This window comes from Streptomyces sp. NPDC048643, assembly GCF_040650615.1.
GTDB lineage: Bacteria > Actinomycetota > Actinomycetes > Streptomycetales > Streptomycetaceae > Streptomyces.
Genome location: NZ_JBEZHO010000084.1, coordinates 1 through 22,243, shown reverse-complemented (window position 1 = coordinate 22,243; position 22,243 = coordinate 1). Strand labels below are relative to the sequence as shown.

24 protein-coding genes and 5 pseudogenes are annotated in these 22,243 nt (G+C 68.2%); 13 read left to right on the top strand and 16 right to left on the bottom strand.

What is annotated here, in order from left to right; all coding sequences use genetic code 11:
* Nucleotides 1-214 (top strand): hypothetical protein (locus AB0C62_RS40850; RefSeq protein WP_362982222.1); only part of this gene is annotated, 214 nt, incomplete at its 5' end.
* Nucleotides 215-238: 24 nt separating this feature from the next.
* Here AB0C62_RS40850 and AB0C62_RS40845 read toward each other — a convergent pair.
* The 4 genes from AB0C62_RS40845 to AB0C62_RS40830 all read right to left on the bottom strand — a co-directional run bounded on the left by AB0C62_RS40845 (nt 239) and on the right by AB0C62_RS40830 (nt 3,494).
* Nucleotides 239-439 carry a hypothetical protein gene (locus AB0C62_RS40845; protein ID WP_362982220.1) on the bottom strand — a complete coding sequence of 67 codons (201 nt, stop codon included), beginning with the start codon at nt 437-439 and terminating at the stop codon, nt 239-241.
* A 191-nt stretch (nt 440-630) separates the two neighbouring features.
* Nucleotides 631-1,146: a hypothetical protein gene (locus AB0C62_RS40840; RefSeq protein WP_362982218.1), complete on the bottom strand. Its 516-nt coding sequence runs from the start codon at nt 1,144-1,146 to the stop codon at nt 631-633.
* Nucleotides 1,147-1,830: 684 nt separating this feature from the next.
* The gene (locus AB0C62_RS40835; protein WP_362982216.1) at nt 1,831-2,055 is read right to left on the bottom strand and encodes a hypothetical protein; all 225 of its coding nucleotides are present in this window, start codon (nt 2,053-2,055) and stop codon (nt 1,831-1,833) included.
* A 38-nt stretch (nt 2,056-2,093) separates the two neighbouring features.
* The gene (locus tag AB0C62_RS40830; RefSeq protein WP_362982214.1) at nt 2,094-3,494 is read right to left on the bottom strand and encodes a ferredoxin reductase family protein; all 1,401 of its coding nucleotides are present in this window, start codon (nt 3,492-3,494) and stop codon (nt 2,094-2,096) included.
* Between the two features lie 278 nt (nt 3,495-3,772).
* Between AB0C62_RS40830 and AB0C62_RS40825 the strand changes: the two genes are divergently transcribed.
* Both AB0C62_RS40825 and AB0C62_RS40820 read left to right on the top strand, forming a co-directional pair.
* Complete coding sequence (locus tag AB0C62_RS40825) at nt 3,773-4,465, top strand: response regulator transcription factor (RefSeq protein WP_362982212.1); 693 nt, start codon at nt 3,773-3,775, stop codon at nt 4,463-4,465.
* Nucleotides 4,462-5,817, top strand: a complete 1,356-nt coding sequence (locus tag AB0C62_RS40820) for a HAMP domain-containing sensor histidine kinase (protein ID WP_362982210.1) — start codon at nt 4,462-4,464, stop codon at nt 5,815-5,817. The genes AB0C62_RS40825 and AB0C62_RS40820 overlap by 4 nt, the downstream gene beginning before the upstream one ends.
* 291 nt (nt 5,818-6,108) lie before the next feature.
* Here the strand turns inward: AB0C62_RS40820 and AB0C62_RS40815 are convergent.
* The 3 genes and pseudogenes from AB0C62_RS40815 to AB0C62_RS40805 form a co-directional block, all read right to left on the bottom strand.
* A pseudogene (locus tag AB0C62_RS40815) lies at nt 6,109-6,243 on the bottom strand (barstar family protein); the annotation flags it as partial.
* Nucleotides 6,244-6,435: 192 nt separating this feature from the next.
* A complete protein-coding gene (locus AB0C62_RS40810; protein ID WP_362982208.1) occupies nt 6,436-6,657 on the bottom strand; it encodes a DUF5133 domain-containing protein in 222 nt (73 codons plus the stop codon).
* An 87-nt stretch (nt 6,658-6,744) separates the two neighbouring features.
* Nucleotides 6,745-7,596, bottom strand: a complete 852-nt coding sequence (locus tag AB0C62_RS40805; RefSeq protein WP_362982206.1) for a SigB/SigF/SigG family RNA polymerase sigma factor — start codon at nt 7,594-7,596, stop codon at nt 6,745-6,747.
* 597 nt (nt 7,597-8,193) lie between these two features.
* Here AB0C62_RS40805 and AB0C62_RS40800 point away from each other — a divergent pair.
* Nucleotides 8,194-8,628: a DUF6300 family protein gene (locus tag AB0C62_RS40800; protein WP_362982204.1), complete on the top strand. Its 435-nt coding sequence runs from the start codon at nt 8,194-8,196 to the stop codon at nt 8,626-8,628.
* A 118-nt stretch (nt 8,629-8,746) separates the two neighbouring features.
* Nucleotides 8,747-9,028: pseudogene (locus tag AB0C62_RS40795) on the top strand (phosphatidylserine decarboxylase); the annotation flags it as partial.
* A 412-nt stretch (nt 9,029-9,440) separates the two neighbouring features.
* Here AB0C62_RS40795 and AB0C62_RS40790 read toward each other — a convergent pair.
* A complete protein-coding gene (locus AB0C62_RS40790) occupies nt 9,441-9,830 on the bottom strand; it encodes an ATP-binding protein (protein WP_362982202.1) in 390 nt (129 codons plus the stop codon).
* Between the two features lie 381 nt (nt 9,831-10,211).
* Between AB0C62_RS40790 and AB0C62_RS40785 the strand changes: the two genes are divergently transcribed.
* The 4 genes from AB0C62_RS40785 to AB0C62_RS40770 all read left to right on the top strand — a co-directional run bounded on the left by AB0C62_RS40785 (nt 10,212) and on the right by AB0C62_RS40770 (nt 12,813).
* Nucleotides 10,212-10,481 (top strand): hypothetical protein, encoded by a 270-nt coding sequence (locus AB0C62_RS40785; protein ID WP_362982200.1) that lies wholly within the window; start codon nt 10,212-10,214, stop codon nt 10,479-10,481.
* Nucleotides 10,482-10,578: 97 nt separating this feature from the next.
* Nucleotides 10,579-11,487, top strand: coding sequence for a phosphotransferase (locus AB0C62_RS40780; RefSeq protein WP_362982198.1), 909 nt, complete (start codon nt 10,579-10,581; stop codon nt 11,485-11,487).
* A gap of 336 nt (nt 11,488-11,823) precedes the next feature.
* Nucleotides 11,824-11,970 carry a hypothetical protein gene (locus tag AB0C62_RS40775; RefSeq protein WP_362982196.1) on the top strand — a complete coding sequence of 49 codons (147 nt, stop codon included), beginning with the start codon at nt 11,824-11,826 and terminating at the stop codon, nt 11,968-11,970.
* Nucleotides 11,971-12,045: 75 nt separating this feature from the next.
* Nucleotides 12,046-12,813 (top strand): 2OG-Fe dioxygenase family protein, encoded by a 768-nt coding sequence (locus AB0C62_RS40770; RefSeq protein ID WP_362982194.1) that lies wholly within the window; start codon nt 12,046-12,048, stop codon nt 12,811-12,813.
* Between the two features lie 32 nt (nt 12,814-12,845).
* On the opposite strand, the pseudogene AB0C62_RS40765 reads toward AB0C62_RS40770, so the two are convergent.
* Nucleotides 12,846-12,956, bottom strand: a pseudogene (locus tag AB0C62_RS40765) (nuclear transport factor 2 family protein); the annotation flags it as partial.
* A 104-nt stretch (nt 12,957-13,060) separates the two neighbouring features.
* Here AB0C62_RS40765 and AB0C62_RS40760 point away from each other — a divergent pair.
* Complete coding sequence (locus AB0C62_RS40760) at nt 13,061-13,294, top strand: hypothetical protein (RefSeq protein WP_362982192.1); 234 nt, start codon at nt 13,061-13,063, stop codon at nt 13,292-13,294.
* Nucleotides 13,295-13,504: 210 nt separating this feature from the next.
* Here AB0C62_RS40760 and AB0C62_RS40755 read toward each other — a convergent pair whose 3' ends face one another.
* Nucleotides 13,505-14,401 carry an SDR family oxidoreductase gene (locus AB0C62_RS40755; RefSeq protein WP_362982190.1) on the bottom strand — a complete coding sequence of 299 codons (897 nt, stop codon included), beginning with the start codon at nt 14,399-14,401 and terminating at the stop codon, nt 13,505-13,507.
* Nucleotides 14,402-14,448: 47 nt separating this feature from the next.
* Complete coding sequence (locus AB0C62_RS40750; protein ID WP_362982188.1) at nt 14,449-15,189, bottom strand: SDR family oxidoreductase; 741 nt, start codon at nt 15,187-15,189, stop codon at nt 14,449-14,451.
* A gap of 241 nt (nt 15,190-15,430) precedes the next feature.
* Here AB0C62_RS40750 and AB0C62_RS40745 point away from each other — a divergent pair, with 241 nt between their 5' ends.
* A complete protein-coding gene (locus AB0C62_RS40745) occupies nt 15,431-15,964 on the top strand; it encodes a DJ-1/PfpI family protein (protein ID WP_362982186.1) in 534 nt (177 codons plus the stop codon).
* Between the two features lie 175 nt (nt 15,965-16,139).
* On the opposite strand, the pseudogene AB0C62_RS40740 reads toward AB0C62_RS40745, so the two are convergent.
* From AB0C62_RS40740 to AB0C62_RS40720, 5 genes and pseudogenes are all read right to left on the bottom strand, one after another.
* A pseudogene (locus AB0C62_RS40740) lies at nt 16,140-16,670 on the bottom strand (TetR/AcrR family transcriptional regulator); the annotation flags it as partial.
* On the bottom strand, nt 16,657-17,328 hold the full coding sequence (locus AB0C62_RS40735) for a hypothetical protein (protein WP_362982184.1): 672 nt from the start codon (nt 17,326-17,328) through the stop codon (nt 16,657-16,659). The pseudogene AB0C62_RS40740 and the gene AB0C62_RS40735, both read right to left, overlap by 14 nt.
* Nucleotides 17,325-17,624 (bottom strand): TnsA-like heteromeric transposase endonuclease subunit, encoded by a 300-nt coding sequence (locus AB0C62_RS40730; protein ID WP_362982182.1) that lies wholly within the window; start codon nt 17,622-17,624, stop codon nt 17,325-17,327. The genes AB0C62_RS40735 and AB0C62_RS40730 overlap by 4 nt, the downstream gene beginning before the upstream one ends.
* A 212-nt stretch (nt 17,625-17,836) precedes the next feature.
* Nucleotides 17,837-18,067, bottom strand: coding sequence for a hypothetical protein (locus AB0C62_RS40725; RefSeq protein WP_352202779.1), 231 nt, complete (start codon nt 18,065-18,067; stop codon nt 17,837-17,839).
* A 475-nt stretch (nt 18,068-18,542) separates the two neighbouring features.
* Nucleotides 18,543-19,055, bottom strand: coding sequence for a hypothetical protein (locus tag AB0C62_RS40720; RefSeq protein ID WP_362982180.1), 513 nt, complete (start codon nt 19,053-19,055; stop codon nt 18,543-18,545).
* Nucleotides 19,056-19,457: 402 nt separating this feature from the next.
* On the opposite strand from AB0C62_RS40720, the gene AB0C62_RS40715 reads away from it, so the two are divergent.
* Together AB0C62_RS40715 and AB0C62_RS40710 are read left to right on the top strand one after the other, a co-directional pair.
* A complete protein-coding gene (locus tag AB0C62_RS40715; RefSeq protein ID WP_362982178.1) occupies nt 19,458-20,078 on the top strand; it encodes a TRIC cation channel family protein in 621 nt (206 codons plus the stop codon).
* Between the two features lie 93 nt (nt 20,079-20,171).
* Nucleotides 20,172-21,436 (top strand): annotated as a pseudogene (locus AB0C62_RS40710) (M20 family metallopeptidase).
* The last annotated feature ends 807 nt before the right edge of the window (nt 21,437-22,243 follow it).

Sequence of the window (22,243 nt, the reverse complement as noted above, 5' to 3'; positions counted from 1 at the left end):
GGTGCGCGGAGGCGGGCGTGATGGTGAGCGGCAGGGCGAGGAGGGCGGCAGCCAGGGCCGCGATCTTCGAGAACATGATCTCTTGCTAGCGGACGGCGACCCCGACCCGCCCGGACCTCAGTCGTCGCTCACTCGTGCGCGCGCATTGGTCGTACCGTCCCAAGATCCGCGCGGCGCGTTCTGGGGACTCGAATCCTCGGTGCCGGAAGGCTGATCGGCGCCCCTTGAAACACACTTATCAGAGTGGAAGGGCATCATCTACCACGGTCTTCAGGTCTGTCGGCAGATCAGGTGAATCCCGCCAGTTCTGAGCGATCAGCAAGAGCGCGACCCATGCGTCACGCGCCTCAGCGTCTGACTGCTCGGAAAAGACCGGGTCCAGCACCCGCCTGGCAAGACCGTCGACAACCTCATACAGAGCATTCGAGACCTTGCCCACGTCATCCAGAGGCGAGCTCGCACCATGAGGCGGTGCACCGTCGAGCCGGATGGTGACTGAGGCAGCCGAGTACGTTCTTACGTGAAGGAAGTCACGAAGGCTGCCAACTTGATGACGAGACGGCAGAAGCGGCTGATCAGGACTCTGAGACACATCGCCAGCCTAATGAATGTTCGTCCTGTTCGGCGCGGTCATCCTCTACCTCCGGGCTCGTCAGCGCCGGTAGACGGACGTCGGGTGACGGCGAGGGCTGCGGGGTAGAGCAGGTTCTGTCCGTAGCGGGCGCGGGCGCGGTCGGCGACGGCTTCGATAGCGAGGGGCTTGTCGTCGCTGTTGTCGAGGGTGAGCTGCCGGGTGGCTCGGTCATCGGAGCGCAGGGCGTCGGCGCGCAGCGTGATGCCGCGGACCTGGGCGCGCTGGAGGCCGAGGCTGTCGTAGAGCGTGTAGGCGGTGCGGGCCAGGAGCACGGTGTGCTGGGTCGGCTCGGGCAGGGTGCGGCTGCGGCGGGTGGAGCTCGCGTCGGCGTAGCGGACCGTCAGGGTTACGCCGGCAGCGATCTGGTCGGAGGCGCGGAGGCGGGCGCTGAGGTCGTCGGCGAGGGCAAGCAGGGCCCGCCGGTGCTGGGCCGGGTCGCGGTCGTAGCGGTGCTCGCTGCAACGGCAGCGACGGTAAGCAGGTGGGCGACCCCAACAAAGCGGCAGAAGCAATGATCGCCGCTGTCGACAGCGGCGAGCCGCCGCTGCGGCTGCTGCTCGAAGCCGATGCGATCGGCGGCTGGGAAGGAAAGCGCGACGCCATCGAGGCGGACCTCGCCCAGTGGCGTGAAATCGGAGAGAACACCGCCTACGACGACGCCACCGGCATCGCTCCAGCGGCTCCTGGCTCACTGGCGCAAGCCGCTCTCCGACCCGGTCCAGCCTCCACGAGCCGCCGAGTTCGTCGACCTTCGCCCCGGCACCGCCACTTGTCGCTGCGCCGGGGTGAGGACGACAGAAGCGATCGGCCGCGCTCGCGTGTACGGGCCTGTAGGACCACCGGAAAGGGCCCGGAATCACCCAACGACTGCCTCGCTCCGACTCACGTCGGCGTAACGGGGGCGGCAGACACGTGGTTCGGGCCGGGGCGGCCAGAAGGATGCAGGGCCGTGCCGCCTCCACTTCACGGTGCGCTCGTCCGCCGGGCGCCGCACGTCGCGTCAGTACATCCGAGTGAGGCCCCCGCGACCGCACGGTGTCGACGTCTTGGTGGAACAAGGCGAGGCGCTCAGGCGTCAGTGCCGCCTTGCTCGTTGGCGGCGGGGACGCGAGGTCCGGCCGAGGTGGCTGGTTGCGTGCCGGCCCGTGGCCCCGACGCGGGTGTCACGTCGGGGCCACGGGGCGCAGATGCGGGGGCTACTTGTTCTCGCCGGGCTTTCCGACGTGGTCACCGTCGCCGGGGGTGTCGTCGCCCGGCTTGGTCTGGTCTTGGCCTGGGCTGGCGGGGGCGGTGGAGCTGGGTGGGTTGTGATTGCCGTCGTCTCCGGACTTGCCGGTGGTGCCTGAGGCGTTGAGCTGGAAGGCGAGGAGTAGGCCGGCTACGGCGAGGGTGGCGGTGATCCAGAGGGTGATGCGTCGCATGGGAGTTCCTTGGTCGAGGCGGGGGGGGGCTGGTGTGGTTACCACGCGAACTCTTCGGTGTGGATGTGGTCGCGGTGTGCGCCGGCGCCGCGTGCGGCGTTGCGGACGGCGGTGATCCAGGCGGGTGGCCCGCAGACGTAGATGTCGCGGTGTGCGATGTCGGGGACGAGTTGGGCCAGGACGTGTGCGTCGTCGTCGAGGTGGGCGGGGCCGGCGGCCTGCCAGGAGGTGTCCGCTCGTCGTGGCCCGGGCAGGAAAATGAGCTCGATGCCTCGTCGGGCAGCGATCTGGCGGAGTTCGTCGGTGAACACGGCGTGCTGGTCTTCGCTGTAGCGGTAGATGAGGGTGGCTTCGCCGGGGGCGTAGGAGGTGTCTTCGAGGAGGGCGCGCATGGGGGTGATGCCGATGCCGGCGGCGATCAGGAGCATGCGGGGCTGGGTGCGCTGCCGGGCGGTGAGGGTGCCGTAGGGGCCTTCGATGAGGACGCGGGTGCCGGGGGTGAGGCGGGCGGCGCGTTCGCTGCCGTCGCCTGCGGCCTTGATGGTGATGCGCAGCCGGTCACGGGTGGGGGCGGCGGAGAGGGTGTACGGGTTGCCGCGGGACCAGCCGGGTCCGTCGAGGAAGCGCCAGATGAAGAACTGGCCGGAGGCGGTCTTCATCCGGTCCAGGCGATGGCCTCTGGCCGTGATGGAGACGACGCCGGGCGCTTCGGTGACCACGGATTCCACGCGCAGACGGTGGTAGAGGGACCGCCAAGTAGGCAGCGCGATGCGGAACAGCAGGGTGACGGCGAACGCGAACCCGTACAGGGACCACCAGTAGACGCGAGTCCAGGTCTCGTGGAAGTCGGCGCCGTCGGTGAAGGTGTGGGGGAACGTGGCGGCGATGCCGGCGTAGGAGTACAGGTGCAGCAGGTGCCAGGACTCGTAGCGCAGGCGGCGTCGGGCGGCGCGGATGGAGGTGACCACCACCATGATCAGCAGGATGGTGCCGACCGTGGCGAACAGCATCCACGGGTCGGTGATGAACACCGCGACCAGGGCGTCCAGCATCGCCGCCGGCGCACGTGCCGCGCGCTCGACGGCGAACAGGGCGACGTGAGCGATCATCAGCCAGAACGAGGCGAAGCCGATCCAGCGGTGCCGTCGCGTGAGCAGGTCGTGCCCCCAGGACCGCTCGACCCACGGGATCCGGGCGAGCAGGACGACCTGGAGGATCATGAGGTCGGAGGCCAGCAGGCCGGTGAGCAGACCCAGTGACCCAAGGGCCCGGTCGGGGGTGGTGAGGCTGAGCGGGCCGCCCTGGTTCAGCGTCCACAGGGCAACGACCGCGACCGCGGAAAGGATCGCGAGGGATCCGAGCGGGTCAGCCAGGGTGAACCGCCGGCCCCCGGCGGGCGGCCTGCGGTGCCCGCGGGGCAGCACGGTGGACAAGGTCATCGGCGGGCTTCCTTCGTAGCGACGTCATGGGCCCCCTCTTGCGGGGCGTGCTTCCACCCTGACGACGCTTCTTGTGGCCGCTCTAAGAAGCGGGTGTCTCACCCCGTGGCCGGGCCCGGCCTCCCTATCTCTGACCTCTGCTGATGGCACCAGACCGAGAGTGGAGGCAGCGCAGTGGTTCCGCGTGGTTCTTAGACTTTCTTGTCGTTTGCCGCAGATCCTTGAGGTATGCACGGTGTCCGTTCCCGCAGGTGCCAACAGGGAAGGCGAGGTGTTGCATGGGCAGCGGCCGCAAGCCGGAGGTTCTGGTGGTCGACGACGACCCCGGCGTACGCGAGGCCCTGGATCTCGGACTGGGCCTGGAAGGCTTCACCGTGCGCCTAGCCGAGGACGGCGAGGCGGCGCTCGAACAGGTCGCCGTCCGGCTGCCGTCGGTGATCGTCCTGGACGTGACGATGCCCGGCCCTTCCGGCGTCGAGGTCGTACGCACTCTGCGCGCGCACGGACGGACGTTGCCGGTGTGCATGCTCTCCGCCCGCGACGAGGTCGATGACCGGGTGGCCGGTCTCGCGGCGGGTGCGGACGACTACGTCGTCAAACCCTTCTCCATCGCCGAACTGGCCGCACGCCTGCACGCGATGGTGCGGCTGCACGAGTCGACTCCCGAACGGCCTCTGGTCATCGGCGACATTGCGATCGAACCGGCCCGCAGGACAGTCACGCGAGCCGGACGGGACCTGCAGTTGACCAGCCGTGAGTTCGACCTTCTCCATGCCCTCGCCCGCCGGCCCGGCCAGGTCCTGTCCCGCACCCAGCTGCTCGAACAGGTCTGGGGCTACACCTGGGACGTCGACACCAACGTCGTCGACGTGTTCATCGGCTACCTGCGCAAAAAGCTCGAAGCCGACGGCGATCCCCGCGTCCTGCAGACCGTCCGCGGGATCGGCTTCGTCCTGCGAACCGCCCCATGAGAATCCTGCCGCGCAGCCTGCGCTCCCAGATCACCACCGCGGTCGTCGTCCTGGTGACCATCGTGGTCGCGCTCGCCGGGCTGGTCATCGTCGCCCGGATCGACCACCGCGACAGGACCGACGCCGACCGCCAACTCGCCGCACGCGCCGAAAAAGTCCAGCACGATGCCGACAAACTCCTCAAGCAGGGAGACCACCCCCGAGCCGACGGCGGCGGGGACGACTACGGCGGCCTGCTGGCCGGCAGCCAGAGCCTGGTCCGCCTCATCTCCGACGGCCACGTCCTCGCACAGCGCGGCGAGACACCGACCGCGCCTCTCCCACTCCCCACACACGACGGCTACCGAACCGTCGAAGCCGACGGCCAGACCTGGCGCTCCCTCACCCAGCCCCTGAACAGCGCGGGGGACCGCCTCGAAGTCCTCCAAGACATCGACCCCATCGAGGACCGCCTGGCCGACAACACCCTCCTCGTCGCCGCCGTCACCCTCCTCGCCGCCCTCGCAACAGCCCTCGGCACCTGGCTCATCACCCGAGCCGTCCTGAAGCCCTTGCAGCGCCTACGCGGCGGTGCCCTCGCCATCAGCGCCGACACCACCGGCTCCCACCTTCCCGACGTCACCCGACCTCAGGAAGTCGCCGACCTCTCCCGAGCCCTGAACACCATGCTCGACCAGCTGCACACCAGCATGGAGGCCACCCGCCGCTTCACCGCCGACGCCGGACACGAACTACGCACCCCCCTCACCAGCCTGGGCATGACCATCGAGATCCTCCAGCGCAATCCCGACCTGCCCCCACGCCAACGGGCCCGGGCCTTGGCCGCGATGGATACAGAACACCGTCGCATCACCGGCCTGCTCGCGGGACTGCAGACCCTGGCCCGCGGCGACGCCCAAGCGCTGCCAGAACGCACACCCGTCGTCCTGAGCGAACTCCTCGACGAGGCCGTCACCCACGCAGCCCGCCGTAACCCCACCACCACCTACCAGCTGTCAACCAGCCAGGCGGTCACGGTGACCGGCTGGCCCGTCGGTCTGCGCCTGGCCCTGGACAACCTCCTCGACAACGCCGCGCTCCACGGCCGGCCCCATGGCGACGTCGCCGTCCGCCTCACCCAGGACGACGGAACAGTCCAGGTCACCGTCGGCGATGACGGCCCCGGAATCCCCCCAGACCAGCGCCAGGTGATGAAGGAGCGCTTCACCCGTGGCACCCGAACGCGCGCACCCGGTTCCGGCCTGGGCCTCGCCCTCGTCGAACAGCAAGCCCACCTCCACCACGGCGCACTTCACCTCGGCCAAAGCCCCAGCGGAGGACTCCGGGCAACCCTCACGCTCCCGGCAGCCTGAACAAGGACGGCCGACCCGAGGAACGACGACTCGGCCAAGTCCCTATAGGGCCGCGGCCGCCGGCACGGCAGCGTGAGCGGTCGGTTGGACGCTGGCCGACGAGCGTCAGGACCTGCACGCGGTCCGCGAGGGTGGCCAAACTCGGTTGCGAGAGTACCCAGTTGACAGGAGGCAGGAAGATTAGCGAGTCTCCCACGACCGTGGTGGCATCCGGGAAGGACGGGCAGTCCGGCACAACCCTCAGGGGATCTCGTGCATCCGGCGAAGCGATTGAACTTCAGGCCGCGCCGCACTGAGGCAGTCGTTGAAGGAATCGAGGCCACGGCCGAAGTAGCCACCGGGGCCGTTGACTGCTTCACCCATCACACGCCAGAAGTCCTCCAGTGTGTGGATTTGCTTCCCGTCCAGTACGTAGATCGTCGTCACACAGTGAGGCTACGTGGCCGGTGCCCGCACCCTCCGAGCCGCAGTCACAGCACTTCGCCCCGCCACGCAGAAGCTCGACGGGCGAAGTGATCAGGACCCTCAACCAACCAACAGAGAGGTTACGTCGACGCGTTGGGATGCCCTGGCCTCACCGACGGTCGATGTCAGCGTTCGGGAACTAGAGAGGCCGGTTCAGGCGGCGGGTGCGAAGGTGCGGGTGATGTGGGTGTTGAGGTAGGTGCGGGCTGTGGTGAGGGCGTCTTCGATGGTGCGGGTGCCGGTGGACACGCACAGGGTGTACGCGAGGTCACGCAGTCGCTGGCCGTGCAGTTCGTCGTTGGGCGTCTGTTCGGCGGCGAGCTTCTCGTAGTCCGTCAGGAGCGCGCTGAGGGTGGCGGGCAGGGGCATCAACATGGACTGTGCTCCTTCAAGGAAGAGAATTTGCAGGGGCCGACGCCGTTGTCGACAGATGGTGCGGGACTGCGTCTCACGTGTGTGATCTCACGAGCGCAGGGCTTCGTTGCGTACGCGCGTGCAGCTGCGCGCGATGAGGCGGGAGACGTGCATCTGGGAGATCCCGAGCTGTTCACCGATGCTGCTCTGGGACTGGTCCTCGAAGAAGCGGAGGTAGAGGATCTGGCGCTCGCGTTCCGGCAGTCGGCGCAGGGCACCCTTCACGGACTCGCGGTCGACGACCGCGTCGAACGCCCCCTCGGTCGCGGACAGCGTGTTGACCAGACTCAGGGAGTCCGAGTCGTCGCCGGGGGAGAGCTGGGCGTCCAGCGACAGGGACGTGTAGCTGTCGAGTGCCTCGATGCCGTCCTTGACCTCGTCCAGTGTGAGGTCGGCGTGGGCCGCGATGTCGGCGGGCGTGGGCTCCGCGCTGCCGGGACGCTGCAGGAGTTCGCGTCGTGCGAAGCGGACCTTGTTGCGCAGGTCCTGGACGCGCCGGGGGACGCGGACGGCCCACATGCGGTCCCTGAAGTGCCGTTTGATCTCGCCCGTGATGGTGGGGATGGCGTAGCCCTCGAACAGGATGCCGCGGGCGCGGTCGAAGCCGTCGACGGCCTTGACCAGCCCGAGGGCCGCGACCTGCTGCAAGTCCCCCAGCGACTCACCGCGGTCGCGGAACTTGCTCGCGAGCCGGTGCGCCATGGGCAGCCACAGCACCACCAGCTCATCTCGAAGCCGGTCTCGCTCGGCTCCGGACTCCAGATCGGCCAGACGGGCAAACAGACGTTCCGAGGCCTGGCTCTCCTCGCTGCGTTCCCGCTCGCGGTCTCGGCCCGGATGCGTACTGCGCCGGCCGGCGGTGGCTGCTGAGGGCAGGGTGGTGAGTGCGATCTCGGGCATAGGGGTGCGCTTTCGTGGAGGTCGGAGGTGTGTGCAGACGACGTGACGAGTCGTCCTGCGCCTCCGGTCCGAAGCGCTACAGCCCGGCTGCCCCCGCATTAAGCCGACAAACGGCACACCTTCTTCCGGTGACGTGACCACCCTGTCGTCCGTGGCGGCAGACACGCGTGGATGCTGCTGCTGATATCCGGGCACGCACGCGGACTCGTTGTGGTGTGAAGGATGTCCTGAGTGGTAGACGGGATCTACCGGTCGATTTCCGTTCGGAAGACAGCGGACACCGCCGGGCCCCGGCACCGTGTCGCTAGCTCAATTATCGGGCCGGGGGAGTGGGGGTGCCCCTGAAACACGCAGGGGCACCCCCACTCGCTGGCACCCGTGATCCGCATCTGTCGACGCGACACGAGGCACAGTCGCCCACAGTAGAGACGAGCACTGACAACGCTCGCGCTGAGGCGTCGGCTTCGCGCTTCGTGACTGGTCAGCGCAGTCGCGGCTGGCCCCAGGCGGACAGAGGGCCTACGGCCTCTTGACGGTAAGCAGCGCGCGGTCGGATCGTGGCGGTTCGCTCACGTTCCACCCCGAGAGGGGGCAGGTATGGCGATCACCTCGCGCTACGTCGTGCGGCCCGACGGCGACTTCTGTCGCGTCGCCAACATCGACGGCAGCCTCGACCACGCCAGCGATGAAGAACTCGCCGGGCTCTGGCCCGGCCGGGACGGCGACGAACAGGTCATGCTCCCGCTGCGGTGGAACGGCCCGCTCATGACGGGCGTGTGGATGGAGCTGTGCACCGTCTGCGACGCTCACCGGCCGGCCGCCCGCGCGTTCATCGCCTGGTACGCGGATCCGGACCGCGATCTCACGGCCGTGCCCCGGCTCTTCGAGGCCTGGGAGACCGAGACCATGCACGCCCACGGCTGGGCCCGCGCTCCGCAGCCCGAAGCCGCACCTGGTGCGAGGCCGCACTTGAGCCTGGTCCCACGCGGTTCCGCTGCGCGGGCAGACAGGGACCCTCCTGAGAGCGACTGACCGGTGGCCCGCGGGGGTGGATGCGAGCGTGGTGGGATTGGTGGGTACGGCGATCGGCGCGATGGGGCTGGGGCCGGTGGCCGGGTCTCCGTTCTCGGCCAAGGGCGCCAGCAGCAGCGGGTTCGTCCCGACGTTCGACAAGGGGAGCGAGAACAACGAACGTGTCGTCTGGGACTTCGACACCGGGCTCGGTGACAAGGAGATGATCCAGATCGCGGGTGCCGTGGCCCGGCGGATCGTCCCGTACATCCCTCAGAGCACGAAGGTCGACCAGGGCGAGCGGATCGGTCTGATCCGCTTCGGCTCGCGCGTCGACATCTACCTCCCCGAGGGGGTCGAGGTCGACGTGGAGGTTGGTCAGAAGACCCATGCCGGCATCACTCGCCTCGACCGGACCTGAACCCCCGAAGTCAAAAAGACCAGCACCGATCAATTCATTCCCTGGTCACAGCACCCTTCCAGCGCCGGGACGCCGGAGAGAAGCGAGTTCGGCCGGCCGGGGTCGGCGGCTGGTTTGGGGGTACTCGCCGGGTGAAGTCCCCCTATGCCGTTCGGGTGTGGCGGGGGCTGTTTCCCGCAGCAGAGCGAGCCTGCGGTCCCCATGAGCGCCGGGCCCGCCTCGACTCCCGCATGAGGTGGCAGGCCCGGTGCGTCCCCTGGAGCGGTATCGGGGCCCGGGCACCGTGCCTTCGGGCTCTGTCCGCGGGGAGTGCTCGCTGTTGACGGGGCGGGAGCGACGTCACGCCAGGCACACGGCCGCCGGCCGACCGGCGGCCGTCGCCGTGTCCGGCCTCAGCGCGGCGGCTCATGCGCTACCGGGGGAGGAGAGCGCTGACGGTTTTCCCGCCTTCTGCCGGACGGGTCACGGCCGTGGCGCGGGCGAGGCGGTTGACCATGGGCCAGCCGAAGCCTCCCGTGGCGCCGGTCAGGTCGGGGGTGCGCACGTGGGGCGCTTCGGGACTGTGGTCGTGCACGGCGACCTCGATGCTGTCGGGGTGGGCGTGCAGGTCGAGGGTGCAGGTGCCGCCGCCGTGGCGCAGGGCGTTGGTGACGAGCTCCGAGACCACCAGGACCACGCTGTCAGCGGCCCCGGCCCCGATCGGTCGAGGAAGACCATCGAGAAAGCCGCGGGTGCTCTCGCGTGCGATCGCGATGGACGCTGTGGAGCGGTCGGCTATGGCGTTGACGCTCATCGTGTCCATCGGGGTCACTCTCTCTGGATTGTCCCTCTCGTTCCTGCGTGCTGTGTCGGGTGCCCCGGTCGGAGGCCGCCAACCCGGAGAACGGTGGTCTTCCCCTCGTTCTCCAGCACCGTTCGAGCCCGATTAGCTCGCTGCCGAACGCGCAGAAATCTAGAAGCGGCACGGGCCTGTGAACAGTGGCGCGCCTTCTGGCAGGACCTGCCAGAAGGCCAGCCCGCCGGGCCTGATGAGTGGGCGGGAACAGCTCCGGGCTCCAACGCGCTCCCGGACCCGGAAGCCTGCGACCGCGTGTGCACCCACCGGAGCGTGCGATAGCACCGGGTCACTGCACAGGCTGCCATCGACAACCCGCACGACGTCGCCCGGTTGCTGAAGGTGCTGATGGAGGGCGGGGCGCGCGAGCAGCTCACCGTCCTGGCCGAGCGGGCCGCCGCGCACGCCGCCGTCGACGACCCTGGTGCCATCGACTGGCTGCTGGCGGCGTTGCGGAATGTAGGGGCGCACGAGCAGGCCAGCGTCCTGACCGAGCGGCTTCCTGCCGCCGGATACTTCGCTCTGTTCGTCAAGCTCAGTGGAGGGGAGCAGTTACGACTCGGACGTGCGCCTGACGGTAGTGCCGCCCTTTCGTGGACGTGGAACGACCTGGGCTGAGCCACCTGGTCCCCGTAAGCGGACCGCCAAACTCCAGACCCGCACCCGGGACGCCTGATCGTCTCCTCCGCGAGCCGCACGGGGATAAGGTCGGCGCATGACCGGTGGCGGGCGCGACCGTGGCGCGGACGTCCGCAGCATCATTGCCGCGCACATGCCCACCTGTCGGATCCAGAGCGTTGTGTGGCTCGGCGAGGGTCTGGACAACGTGGCGTACGAGGTCGACGGTGAGCTGATCGTGCGGTTCAGCAAGGAGTCGGACCCGGCACGTCGGGCTGCCCTGGTGGACCGCGAGGCTCGCCTGCTCGCCGCCGTCGCCGACATCTCACCGCTGCCCGTCCCCGAACCGACCTTCGCGGACGCGGAACAGGGTTGCCTGGCCTACCGAAAGCTCTCCGGTACGCCGCTGTTGGACATGCCACCGCACCGACGCTCGGCCCACGCCACGATGATTGCCGCCACGCTCGGCGAACTGCTCACCGCACTGCATGCCGCACCGCTCGATCTGCTGGCCGGTCTGGTGGAGGCGGACCACCCGCCGCCGGCCGCGTGGCTGCTAGAGGCCGAGCACGACTACACGACGGTGGCCGGGCAGGTGCCCGCGCCATACCGCCGATCCGTCGAGGCCTTCCTGGACGCTGCGTCGCCGGACGCGGCATACGATCCGGCGTTCTCCCACAATGACCTCGGGATCGAACACGTTCTCGTGGACCCCGACACATGGACGGTGAGCGGCGTCCTCGACTGGAGCGACGCGGCCGTCGTCGATCCGGCGTACGACTTCGGGCTGCTTCACCGCGACCTCGGTCCCGCCGCTGTCTGCGCCGCGATCAGCAGCTATCGATCCGACGACAACGACCTGACCGCGCTCGGCGAGCGTGCCGTGTTCTATGCGAGGTGCACGGTTCTGGAGGATCTCGCGTACGGCATCACGGCGGGACAGAGCAGGTACGTCGACAAGAGCATTGCCGCGATGGAGTGGCTGTTCGGCGGCTCGCAGCTGTGATCAGCATGCGTACACGCGGAACTCGGAGACCTGACCGGCGGGCCAGCCGGTGTTGCCGGTGAAGGCGAGGCGCAGGTGGCGTGTGGTCGTACCCGCGGGCACCCACACCGCGAGGAGGAGGCCGAGGGCGTCGACTCCGATATGGCGCTTGCGGTGGGCTGCGGCTTGGATAGTTCAGCGGCAGCTCATACACGGTCGAGCTCCGGTAGCCGATCCGGTCTACGCCAACTCTGTTGTTGCTCATGCCGTTGAGGCAGTCAGTGGCCCTGGTCGTCTTTCGCGGCTGCCGTGGGAGAAGCATCTTGGCTAGCGACCGTCTTCACGGACGCTGGTTCGGTGGAACACTGCCACATCTCTCCCCAAGCCCTGTCCACGGAGATGTGGCTGGACGACGAGGAGAACCTCGCCCTGTATGAGCGGGCCTGGGACTGGCTCGCCGCTCCGGTCACGGGCGGCTCTCGCCCCCCAACGGTCGGCGAATGAGGACAGGTATGGCAGGTCAGATGCTGAGCTGGGTCACCAGCTGTCGGGAGGGTACGGATGGTTGAGACTGGGAATATGGACGGTCTGCGGGAGTGCGGGTTCGTCCGCTACGGCGCCGAACGCCTCGGAATCCGGGCCGGCTCCGCCGAGGATGACCTGGCCCGGATCCGGAAGGTCTTCGCAGCTCTGCCGCCCGACCCGTACGCCCCGGGAACGCATCGGTTCCGCCGCTACTCCCATGCCGTGTACCTGCCGTGGAAGGACGAACTGTCCTGGATTCCCGGAACCCCCGACCCCGTTCACGGCACAGTCACCGACTTCTTCCAGGGCGAGGAGGACCCTGCGCACCCGCGGACCCGGCGGGTGCTCCCCGACATCCCCGAGGAGCTGCGTGGCAACGCCCTGCTGCTACGGCTCCTGCGCTGGGACATCGAGCAGGTCCTGGCGCTGAGGAATCTGAGAAGCCGCCCGCTGTGGGCCGGTGTCCACCTGATCAGGCTCGGCGTCGACGGTCCCGGCCAGAACGCCGTGTCCACCCCCGACTGCTTGCACCAGGACGGGGGTTCGGCCGGCACGTTCACCTTCGCCCACCTGATCAGTCGTACCAACGTCACCGGTGGGCAGAACGTCATCGCCACCCCCGGCAGCGCAGGCCTGCAGCCCGACGACCCGTGGGCGGACATCCACGCCGAGTTCACCCTCACCGACCCACTGGACGGGTACGCCGTCCACGACCACAGGGTCAGCCATTACGTCGGCCCGGTCCGGGCGGGCTCCGGGCCCGGACCGGGCGAACGGTCCATCCTCATCGTCGGCCTCGCCCCATACGTCCCCCAACTCTGACGCCGGCACCGCGCGAGCCCGGTGGGGGTGCTGGCGCTGCCGAGGTTGGGGTCGGCGTCGGTTCCCTTGAGTATCAAGGTGGGCTCCTCGATGCGCTGGAAGCGGCCGTCGGGGGCTATGGCGGCGAACACGTAGACCTCCAAACTCGTGGTGAGGCCGGCATGTGCGTACCCGAACAGCTCGAACCTGCCATCACAAGTCCGCCACAACAGCTCGATTCGGGCACCAGATGCGCCATGATCGCGCGATGCACAGAATCCTCGCAACGAGTGTGCTCGCCGTGCTGTTCGTCACCGCCCTTACCGCCTGCAGCAGCAACGACAGCGATGGCAACTCTGTTGGCAAATCCGACACCTCAAACGTGAAGCCTCTTGACGCGACTCGAGCGTTCACTGAGTTGTCCAACCAGGTTGCATCGGCGAAGCTTTCCGGCACGGTCACGGCAGAGAACGATCCCAATGAACTACTAGGCGTGACCTAAGCCGCTTTCGTCATACCGACGGTGTGCCGGTCCCCGTTTGGGTACTGGCCACGGGCCGGCGCATAAAAGTGGGGCCTTCTGACCAGTTCGAGAGTGTCGAATAAACGAACAATGTCAGGAGGCTCCGGTTGCCACTGGGTCACCACATCGCCAGGTTGTTGGCGGACCCGGGGGCGGTGTTGTCGACTGGTGTCTCCCGAGCGGAGCGGGTCAGTTGTCAGTGGCTGGGTGGAGCAGGTCGCTCAGGCCGATCCGCTCGTAGAACTCCTCGCGGATGCGGTCTCCGACCTTGTTGACTTCCTCGGCGCCGTCGTTGGCGGGGTCGATGTGGACGCGGAAGGGGCGCTGACCCTTCGGCAGGTCGACGACCCGAACGATCTGTCGGGCGACTTCTTGAGGGTCGGCGTCCGGCGGAGCGAGCTCGGCGAGCCGGGCCGCGACCTGGTCCAGGAGTCCGGCATAGCGTTCCTCGTAGGCGGCGGCAATGTCGGTGTCGGCGGGGTGGCCGGCATGAGCGAAGTGGTTCGTGCCGGTGGTGAAGGAGCCGGGAACGATGATGGTGCTCTCGATGCCGAAGCGGGTCAGCTCGGCCGCGTAGCTGACGGCGAGGGAGTCTTCGGCAGCTTTGGCCGCGAAGTAGGGCGCGAGGTAGGGCGGTGTCCCGCCGCGGGTGCTGCTGGAGCCGACCCAGACGAGTAGGCCGTCCCGTCGTTGTCGGAAGTAGGGAAGGACAGCTCGGTTGACTCGCTGGGTGGACAGCACGTTGACGTCGTAGGCCTCGGCGAGCTGTTCGGGGGTGAACGCCTCGGCAGCCCCCAGCACCATGTGGCCGGCATTGTGGATCACCACGTCGAGGTGTCCGGCTTCGGAGTAGATCTGGTTGATGCCTTCGTCGACGGAGTGCTGGTGGGAGACGTCGAGTTCGACCGGGCGCAGTTGCACGTTGTGCTGCTTTGCGTAGTCAAGGGTGCGTTGGACGGCGTCGGCGTTGTGCCCCTGGGTGCCGCGCATTCCCGCGTAGACGAGGTGGCCTGCGTCGGCCAGGGCGGTAGCCGTCATTGCCCCGAATCCGCTCGATGCTCCGGTAACGACGATGTTCTTCGACATTGTGTGATCACTCCAGTTCAGGTGAGCGAGGAGGGTGTGGGCTTGGTTCAGATGACGCCGCCGTTGACGTAGATGACCTGTCCGTTGATCCAGCGGGCAGGTCCTGCGAGGAAGGCGACCGCTTCGGCGATGTCGGCCGGCCCTCCAAGTCGCTCCAGCGGGGCCATGTGCGCTAGGTGGTCGACGGTTTCCTGGTCCTTGCCGTTGAGAAAGAGCGGCGTCGCGGTGGGCCCGGGGGCGACGGCGTTGACGGTGATGTCGCGGCCGCGCAGTTCCCTGGCGAGGATCATGGTGATGGCATCGACGGCGCCCTTGCTGGCTGCGTAGGCGGTGTACGTGGGCAGTGCGATCTTCACGACGGAGGAGGAGAAGTTGATGATCGCGCCGCCAGCCCGGATGCGTCGGGCGGCCTGCTGGTCGACGACGAAGGTTCCACGGATGTTGATCCGGTGCATGCGGTCGAGGTCGTTCAGGCTCAGCTCCGCCAGCGGAGACAGCAGCATGATGCCGGCGACATTGACCACCACGTCGACACCGCCGTAGCGCTGCTCCGCCGTGTCGAAGAGCGCCGCGACCTGCTCCTCGTTGGCCACGTCGGCCTGGAAGCTGCTTGCGGTGCCGCCGGCCAGCGTGATCGCGTCCACGACGTCCTTGGCGTGGCCGGGATTGCCGGAGAAGCCGACGAGCACGCTCATACCGTCGCTGGCGAGCCGTTCGGCGACGGAGCGGCCGATACCGCCGGACGCTCCGGTGACCACAGCGACGCGGGCAGTGGTAGCAGTAGACATGAGGGGTCTCCCATCTGCGGTCTGGTTCAGCCGAGGAAGGGGACACCACCTGCCAACCAGGCGTGTGCGACGAAAGAATCGCAGTTCAGGGCCCGCGAGCTGTCGGTCGGCGGGCGCCTGTCGCCTTTCGTGCCCTCGGCGCTTCAACGGTTTAAGTTTCGGTCGCTGGCTGCCCACGCGCCCCTGTGATTCGGACATACTTGCCACATCAGCGGACAGGTCGCGGTGGGCGAAGGTGCGTATGTCGAAAGCCCGCCGGACTGCGGGACACAGGGTCGGCATCCTGGTGTTCGACGGGGTAAGGCTGCTCGATGTAGCGGGCCCTACCGAAGTCCTGTCCGAAGCCAACCGGCATGGCACCGACTACGATCTCGTGCTCTGTTCTCCGGACGGCAGCGAGGTCGTCTCTTCGACCGGACAGCGGATTCCCGTCGACGCCGCCGCGGAGATGCCCGGCGCCGTCTTCGACACCGTGTTCGTCATGGGCGGGGATCTCTTTCCCTCCCACGCCGCAAGCGTAGAGCTGCTTGCGGCGGCTCGCGCGATGGCCTCGGCAACACGACGTCTGTGCTCCGTGTGCACGGGTGCATTCGTGCTGGCGGGTGCCGGTCTACTGGACGGCCATCGCGCGACGACGAAGACCCGTCGTGCCTGCGTGGGTACGCCGGTGCGGGGCATGAAGGTGCTCGGTGCAAGGGGTTTCCGATGGTGGTGTTCGGCGACGAAGACAAACCGGGTGGCCGCCGCGAGGATCGGCACGCTGAACAGGATGTAGACGGTTGTCGTCGGGGCGGGGAAGTCCTCGACCAGGATTCCGCTGCCCAGCGCCCCGACCGCCAGTCCCGCCGGCGGTGGCGAACAGCAGGAGGGCGATGGCCGTGCAGCGCGTTCTCTGCCAGGGAGGCAGCGGCTTCGTCCGAGAGTTGGTAGTGGCCGGTGAGGCGCCGGAAGAGCAATGGGCCGAAGAGGATGTCGATGACGTCGTCCACGGGGGTGCGGGCATCGGCGTCGCCGGGGGCGACGGCGCGCTGCCACAGTGTGGCAATCGCTTCGCGGCGGCCGCTGAGGAAGTACTGCCGGAAGTATGCGGCTCCCGCTGGATCATCGACGCAGGCGGCAATGAGCTGGGCGAAGACGGCGCCCAGGTCGCTGGCGTAGAAGGCACTGACCCGACGGACCTGCTCGGTGAGGTCGCCCTGCGATGTCCCGGTGTCGGGCAGCGGAAGGGCGTCGGCCATCTTCAGCCCGAAGGCCTTGGCGGCGACGGCGGTGCGTGAGGGCCAGTGCTTGTAGATGGTGGCTTTGCTGACGCCAGAGCGTTGCGTGATGGCGTCGACGGTGGCCGCCGGGTAGCCCCCCTCGCGCAGCAGTTCCTGTGTGGCGGCCAGGACTTGGGCGTGGATACGTGTGCTGCGGGGGCTGGTCGGGTGAGCGAGGATGCCGCCCGATCCCGCCCCCGGCCCGTTCTCAGGCTGCAGCATCGTCATGATTCGTCGATACCGAGACCGTGCGCCATGCATCGAGTTCTTCTCGCACGGAGGCGAGCTTGCGTTCAACGGAGCCAACGGAGTCGGCTCCCAGCTGCAGTCGCAGGGGTGCGCGGCCGGAATCGACGACTTCGACGATCACCCGCGCCGTCTTTGCGGGGTCACCGGGCTGGCCGTGGTTGACGCGCTGTGCGGTTTCACGCATCGCCGCCGCCGGGCCGCCACCGTGGTCGGCGATCGGTGTCCGCGCGGCGTGCAGACTACTCGAGTCGAGGAAATCGGTGCGGAAATAGCCGGGTTCCACGATTGTCACTCCCACTCCCAACGGCGCAAGCTGCTCCCGCGGGGCGCCCTGCCCGGTGGCATTGGGAAAGCCGGTCTCCACCTCCCGCACATGCCGCTGCCACACCAGAGCCCGCTCCCTCACATCCACCGGCAGCGCCTCCAACAGCCCGAACGGCGGCACCCTCCCAGGCGCCGGCCCGCCTTCCACCTCGAAGGACGGATCGGCGAACAGGTGGGGCAGCAGCACCACCGCCGAGGCGCCCTCGTCACTCACCAGCGTGGCCCGGGCGCCTTCCAGCACGGCGAGCGTCCACGCGCGTCCGTCGTAGCGAAGGCGCGCCCCCACCTCGATGACCGCCTGCGTCACGCCGCTTCGGCCTCCTGCCGTGTGAGGCAGACGACGGCACGCTCGTGCAGCGGTTCGTCCAGCCGCACCCGCAGCACACCGCTCCACAGCGCGTGAAAGACCGCAGGCCACACAGCAATCGGATCCCCCAGCTCACACACCGCCTCCTCTGCCGGCCGCGGACTACCGAAGACCTCCAACAAAGCCGACATCCACGGCCCTGCGGCGTACCGGGGATGCCGGTAACCCGCCAGCCACCGCACGTTGGCCACCAACACCGGATCCGGCGGCCCCGCGAGCCGGTAGGACCAGCACACTGCCTCGGCGGCCCCCCACGCCAGTGGAGCGCCGAATGAGCAACGCTGCTACTTGCTCCGGGGCGCTGGTCTCGCATCGCCCAGCCGGGTGGCGGTCTCCGACCTGGCGTTTCGACGCATCCCCCGGTCGATGCCGTAACAGCCGGCGGCAGGGTACCGCCAGCTGTCACGACGCGGCCGCAGACGGCCGGCGCTCGTGATGAGCGAGAGTCTTACGCGAGGGCTGCGGTGCGCTCGTACTCGGCGAGGGCTTGCCCGAGTCCGAACCAGGTGGCGGGCCAGGTGGCGACAAAGATGCCCCACCGGTCCGCACGGTCGATACCCGCGGGCTCGACCTGCTTGGACGTGACCCACGAGGCGACGGACAGGCCGATGGTCAAGCAGGCGACCGTGTTGGCGTGCTGGCTGCGCAGGCCCTTGTCGTACAGAAACTTGATGATCATGATTCTCCAGGTGGGAGTGGTCGGAACTGCTCCCACCGTCACCCAGAATGTCCGGACCTGCACCCGCTGTGAGCCCTTGAGCAGCCAGATTGCCGCACGCGCAGAGACCTGCGGTGAAAGGGAGAGCCCGAGAGAACAGCCAGCCGATCGGGCCCTCCGGCCGCACGCATCCGCTGGTCGCGGGAATCGGCTGGGTCCATTTTTGGTCGACCGAAGTCCCCCAGGCCGCTCCGTCCAGCCGGGCCGGACGGAGCGGGGTGCGTGGCGGCGCCCAGTCTCAATCCATCCGCTGCCGACGTCAGCTGACCGGGCTCGTCTGCAACCTCGGCCACAACACGGCTTGGACAATATGGGGCTTCACTCGCCGCCGTGGGCCCACGTGCCATCTAGTGGTAGGGCGAAGGCGAGATCCCACGGTTTGTGTCCGTGGGCGGTGCATCGCGCCACGAGCCGGATGGGGGAGCGGCGGTATTCCTCACGCCACCGTTGTTCCTGGTCGTTGCCTTCGTACCAGGGTGGTCTGAGGGAGGGGTCGAGGGCGAGGCGGTGGCGGTCGCCGGGGGTGAGGGGGGAAGGCGGGTACCGACCGGCCCATCGGGTCGGCGTCGTCGACGCCTGGGCGGAACCGGTAGGGCCCCCAGATGACTTGAGCTCGTTGGTCGGCTGTCGGAGTGCCGGCCAGGTGGGGAAGCCGCGAGCGGTCGAAGTCGTCCCGGATGGTGATCTGGACCGCGAGTTCACCCAGGGCGCTGGGGCCGTCGAAACGGATGTACAGCACGTCGTGGGGGTCGTTTTGGATCTTGATCCGGAGCCGGGGTGTCAGCTCTTTGTGCCACCGGTCGCGTTCGATCTGTGCGACGGACGCCGCGGTCTCGTTCGCGTGCCAGGCGGCCTTGTTCGCCTCGCGGGAGGCTTTCCACGCTCCGTAGGCGGCGACGCCGCTGAGCGCTGCTGCCCCCGCTGCTATGGACGTGTCGACGATGCTCATGGCGGACTGTATAGCCCTTCGGGTATCGGCCTCCGCGTCCGGCCTGTTGAGATCCGTACGCGTGTCCTGTCACCGGAATGTGCGGGTGAGCGACGGCCCCAGCGTCTGTGGGTCCGCATCATGTTGATCGCATCCGAGCGGAGCCACTTTCGCGTCCCAGTGAATGATGCGCAACGCAACCAACCGTGCGGCATCGGGCGCCGCGGCGCCGCTCGCACCCCAGTTGCCGCAGGGCGACACCACGGTGATCCTTGTTTCACGGGGCGGCTTGTCATACGGACGACAGCGATGCCGGCTCCTCCCAGCCCTACGGGTGGGACTCAGGACCGACCGAAACCGCGCATTCCAGCAGAACTGGGTAAACCCCTCAGAGGCACACCTACAGGCGGAAGAGTCGACGGCATGGGCCAATGGCTGACGCCGGACGAGGTTAACGCGGTGACCGGCTGGCTCGATCTGGCCGGTGTCTTCATCTGCGGTGTCCTCGGTGGTGTCGTGGCCCGGCGTGAGGGGCTGGACCTCTTCGGCTATCTCGTCGTCGGGACAGTCTCCGGACTGGGTGGCGGACTGATCCGCGACACACTCCTCCAGCACGGCACCCCCGTAGCCCTCACGGACGCGGCCTATCTGCCTACCGCTTTCGCGGGCGCCCTGCTCGCCTTCGTCATCTCGGTGACCCAGGACCAGTGGGCCAGGGCCTTCACCGTCCTGGACGCCGGTGTCATCGGCTTCTGGTCCGTGGCCGGCGCACAGAAGACGCTGGCCGCCGGACTCGGCTGGCTACCGGCCGTCCTCCTGGGAACCATCACCGCGGTAGGTGGCGGTGCGGTACGCGATCTGCTGCTACGGCGTGTGCCGGAAGTCTTCGGAGGCAACGGCCTGTACGCCACCGTGGCCGTCGCCGTCTCCAGCGTCTACGTGCTGTGTGCGAATCTCGGCCGCTCCACGCTCGGCATCCTCTTGGCCCTGGCCTTCCGGCTCGTCGCCCGCCGACGGGGCTGGCGACTGCCGCAAGGGCTCTAGGTTGAACCACAAACCATCCTGACAGCCACACACACCAAGCCCTCCTGGGCAACTCTCCCCGGCCGTCAGCGCCCGCAGGAAAGGAAGAAGACCATGTCAGCTCCGACCGACCGAGTCCTCGCCGGACTCCCCGGTATCCGCCAGGCCGCCGAGGACTTCTACAAGGACCTGCACGCTCACCCCGAACTCGGCAACCACGAGCAACGCACCGCCTCACGGGTTGCGGAACTCCTGCGCACGTGGGGCTACGACGTCACCGACAGCATCGGCACCACCGGCGTCGTGGGCATCCTGGCCAACGGCGACGGCCCGACCGTACTCCTGCGCGCGGACATGGACGCGCTGCCCGTCCGCGAGGCAACGGGATTGCCCTACGCGTCGACCGCTACAGTGACCGGGGGCGACGGACAGGAACAGCCCGTCATGCACGCCTGCGGCCACGACGTCCATGTCAGCTGCATGCTGGGCTTCGCACAGCTCATGGCCACGGCCAAGGACGCCTGGCAAGGCACCCTCATCGCACTGTTCCAGCCCTCGGAGGAGAAGGGCGACGGCGCGCAGGCCATGGTGGACGGCGGACTCAGCGACATTGTCCCCAAGCCGGACGTCGCCCTCGCCCAGCACGTCCTGGTCTACCCGGCAGGCTACGTCGGAGTGAAACAGGGATCCTTCCTGTCGGCCGCCGACAGCCTGCGTATCACCTTGTCCGGGCGGGGAGCCCACGGTTCTATGCCGCAGGCCGCCGTGGACCCTGTCGTCATGGCGGCGATGTGCGTGGTTCGGCTCCAGACCATCGTCTCGCGCGAAATCGCCGCCACCACGCCCGCCGTGCTCACCGTCGGCAGCATCAAGGCCGGCACGGACCCCAACATCATTCCCGACAGCGCCGTCATCGAACTCAACGTCCGCACCTACGACGACGCCACGCGCAAACAGGTCCTCGACGCCATCCGACGATGTGTCAACGCCGAAGCAACCGCGTCGAACGCACCCAAGGAGCCGCTGATCGAACGGCTCAACGCATTCCCCCCACCATCAACGACACCGATGTCGCCGACCGCCTCGACAAGGCATTCCGCGCCCACTTCGGCGACGACGCACACACCATCGACCTCCAGACTGCCAGCGAAGACTTCAGCCACATTCCCGACACCCTGGGCGCACCCTTCGCCTACTGGGGCATCGGCGGCATCGATCCCGATACCTACCAAAAAGCCTCCGAGCAGGGCACCATCGCGCAGGACATCCCCGTCAACCACTCCCCGTTCTTCGCACCCGTCATCCAGCCCACCCTGGACACCGGCATCACCGCACTCACGGTCGCAGCCCTCGCCTGGCTCGGCAACGAGGGCGACTGAAGCTGGCTCACCGGCTGGCGACCGTGAGATGTGCCCGCCGCCCTACGCCATCAGGGCCTGGCCTTCCAACGGTAGCGACGAGCCTGCCGCCCAGGGAGGTCTGCGTCAGGGATTGGCGTGCTGAGCGCGCGGTCCTGCCGTCGGCCCAGTTCATGCTGCATTCGGACAGTGCTGCTCTTTCGGCTACCGCGAGCGGGCTTGACCGGCTAGTGTCCTGCGCCGGAGATCCGTCGTTAATTTGTTTATGAGTGCTTCTGCGGATGTTCCGGTGCCACGTCGCGGTCCGAAGCTGGAACCGTTGTTGTTGTCGCCTGATGAGCGTGTGGTGTTGGAGCATTGGGCCCGTAGGGCGTCATCTGCGCAGGCAGTGGCTTTACGGGCTCGCATCGTGGTGTCATGTGACGCACTTTTGGCGCCTGCGGTTCGACGCCTGATCGTCAGCGAGCTGCAGGGCGGCCGCTACGTGTAGACCTCGCCGCTCTCGCCGGCGCCACCAACGGCATCGACGCCCCGATCGGCGTGGACATCGACCCGGCCGTTCTGGCCCACCAGTAGCGGACCAGGGGAGCCGATTCCCCTACCGGCCGTCCTACCGGTCCCCCTACCAAGTCCCCTACCGGCACACTCGTGACCCCCTCACGATTCGCGCAGGTCGGTCCCCTTGACCAGGCCCAACCCGGTCTCCCGACGACCCTCTTGCCTACCTCCGTCCTGTCCTGCCCCCCTTCTTCATTACGACCCCGACCGGCGCGGCACACCGGCTCTGACCCCGGAAATTCCCCTCACGGACTGTCACTCCCGCCTGCT

Bases quoted from the DNA above. Each gene is read 5' to 3' on its own strand.
- AB0C62_RS40800 (WP_362982204.1), top strand. From the start codon at position 8,194: ATGGCGATCACCTCGCGCTACGTCGTGCGGCCCGACGGCGACTTCTGT.
- AB0C62_RS40835 (WP_362982216.1), bottom strand. From the start codon at position 2,055: ATGCGACGCATCACCCTCTGGATCACCGCCACCCTCGCCGTAGCCGGC.
- AB0C62_RS40790 (WP_362982202.1), bottom strand. From the start codon at position 9,830: ATGGACACGATGAGCGTCAACGCCATAGCCGACCGCTCCACAGCGTCC.
- AB0C62_RS40825 (WP_362982212.1), top strand. From the start codon at position 3,773: ATGGGCAGCGGCCGCAAGCCGGAGGTTCTGGTGGTCGACGACGACCCC.
- AB0C62_RS40745 (WP_362982186.1), top strand. From the start codon at position 15,431: ATGTCGAAAGCCCGCCGGACTGCGGGACACAGGGTCGGCATCCTGGTG.
- AB0C62_RS40805 (WP_362982206.1), bottom strand. From the start codon at position 7,596: ATGCCCGAGATCGCACTCACCACCCTGCCCTCAGCAGCCACCGCCGGC.
- AB0C62_RS40755 (WP_362982190.1), bottom strand. From the start codon at position 14,401: ATGTCGAAGAACATCGTCGTTACCGGAGCATCGAGCGGATTCGGGGCA.
- AB0C62_RS40830 (WP_362982214.1), bottom strand. From the start codon at position 3,494: ATGACCTTGTCCACCGTGCTGCCCCGCGGGCACCGCAGGCCGCCCGCC.
- AB0C62_RS40715 (WP_362982178.1), top strand. From the start codon at position 19,458: ATGGGCCAATGGCTGACGCCGGACGAGGTTAACGCGGTGACCGGCTGG.
- AB0C62_RS40725 (WP_352202779.1), bottom strand. From the start codon at position 18,067: ATGATCATCAAGTTTCTGTACGACAAGGGCCTGCGCAGCCAGCACGCC.
- AB0C62_RS40820 (WP_362982210.1), top strand. From the start codon at position 4,462: ATGAGAATCCTGCCGCGCAGCCTGCGCTCCCAGATCACCACCGCGGTC.
- AB0C62_RS40750 (WP_362982188.1), bottom strand. From the start codon at position 15,189: ATGTCTACTGCTACCACTGCCCGCGTCGCTGTGGTCACCGGAGCGTCC.
- AB0C62_RS40770 (WP_362982194.1), top strand. From the start codon at position 12,046: ATGGACGGTCTGCGGGAGTGCGGGTTCGTCCGCTACGGCGCCGAACGC.
- AB0C62_RS40785 (WP_362982200.1), top strand. From the start codon at position 10,212: ATGGAGGGCGGGGCGCGCGAGCAGCTCACCGTCCTGGCCGAGCGGGCC.
- AB0C62_RS40780 (WP_362982198.1), top strand. From the start codon at position 10,579: ATGACCGGTGGCGGGCGCGACCGTGGCGCGGACGTCCGCAGCATCATT.
- AB0C62_RS40810 (WP_362982208.1), bottom strand. From the start codon at position 6,657: ATGTTGATGCCCCTGCCCGCCACCCTCAGCGCGCTCCTGACGGACTAC.
- AB0C62_RS40720 (WP_362982180.1), bottom strand. From the start codon at position 19,055: ATGAGCATCGTCGACACGTCCATAGCAGCGGGGGCAGCAGCGCTCAGC.
- AB0C62_RS40760 (WP_362982192.1), top strand. From the start codon at position 13,061: ATGCACAGAATCCTCGCAACGAGTGTGCTCGCCGTGCTGTTCGTCACC.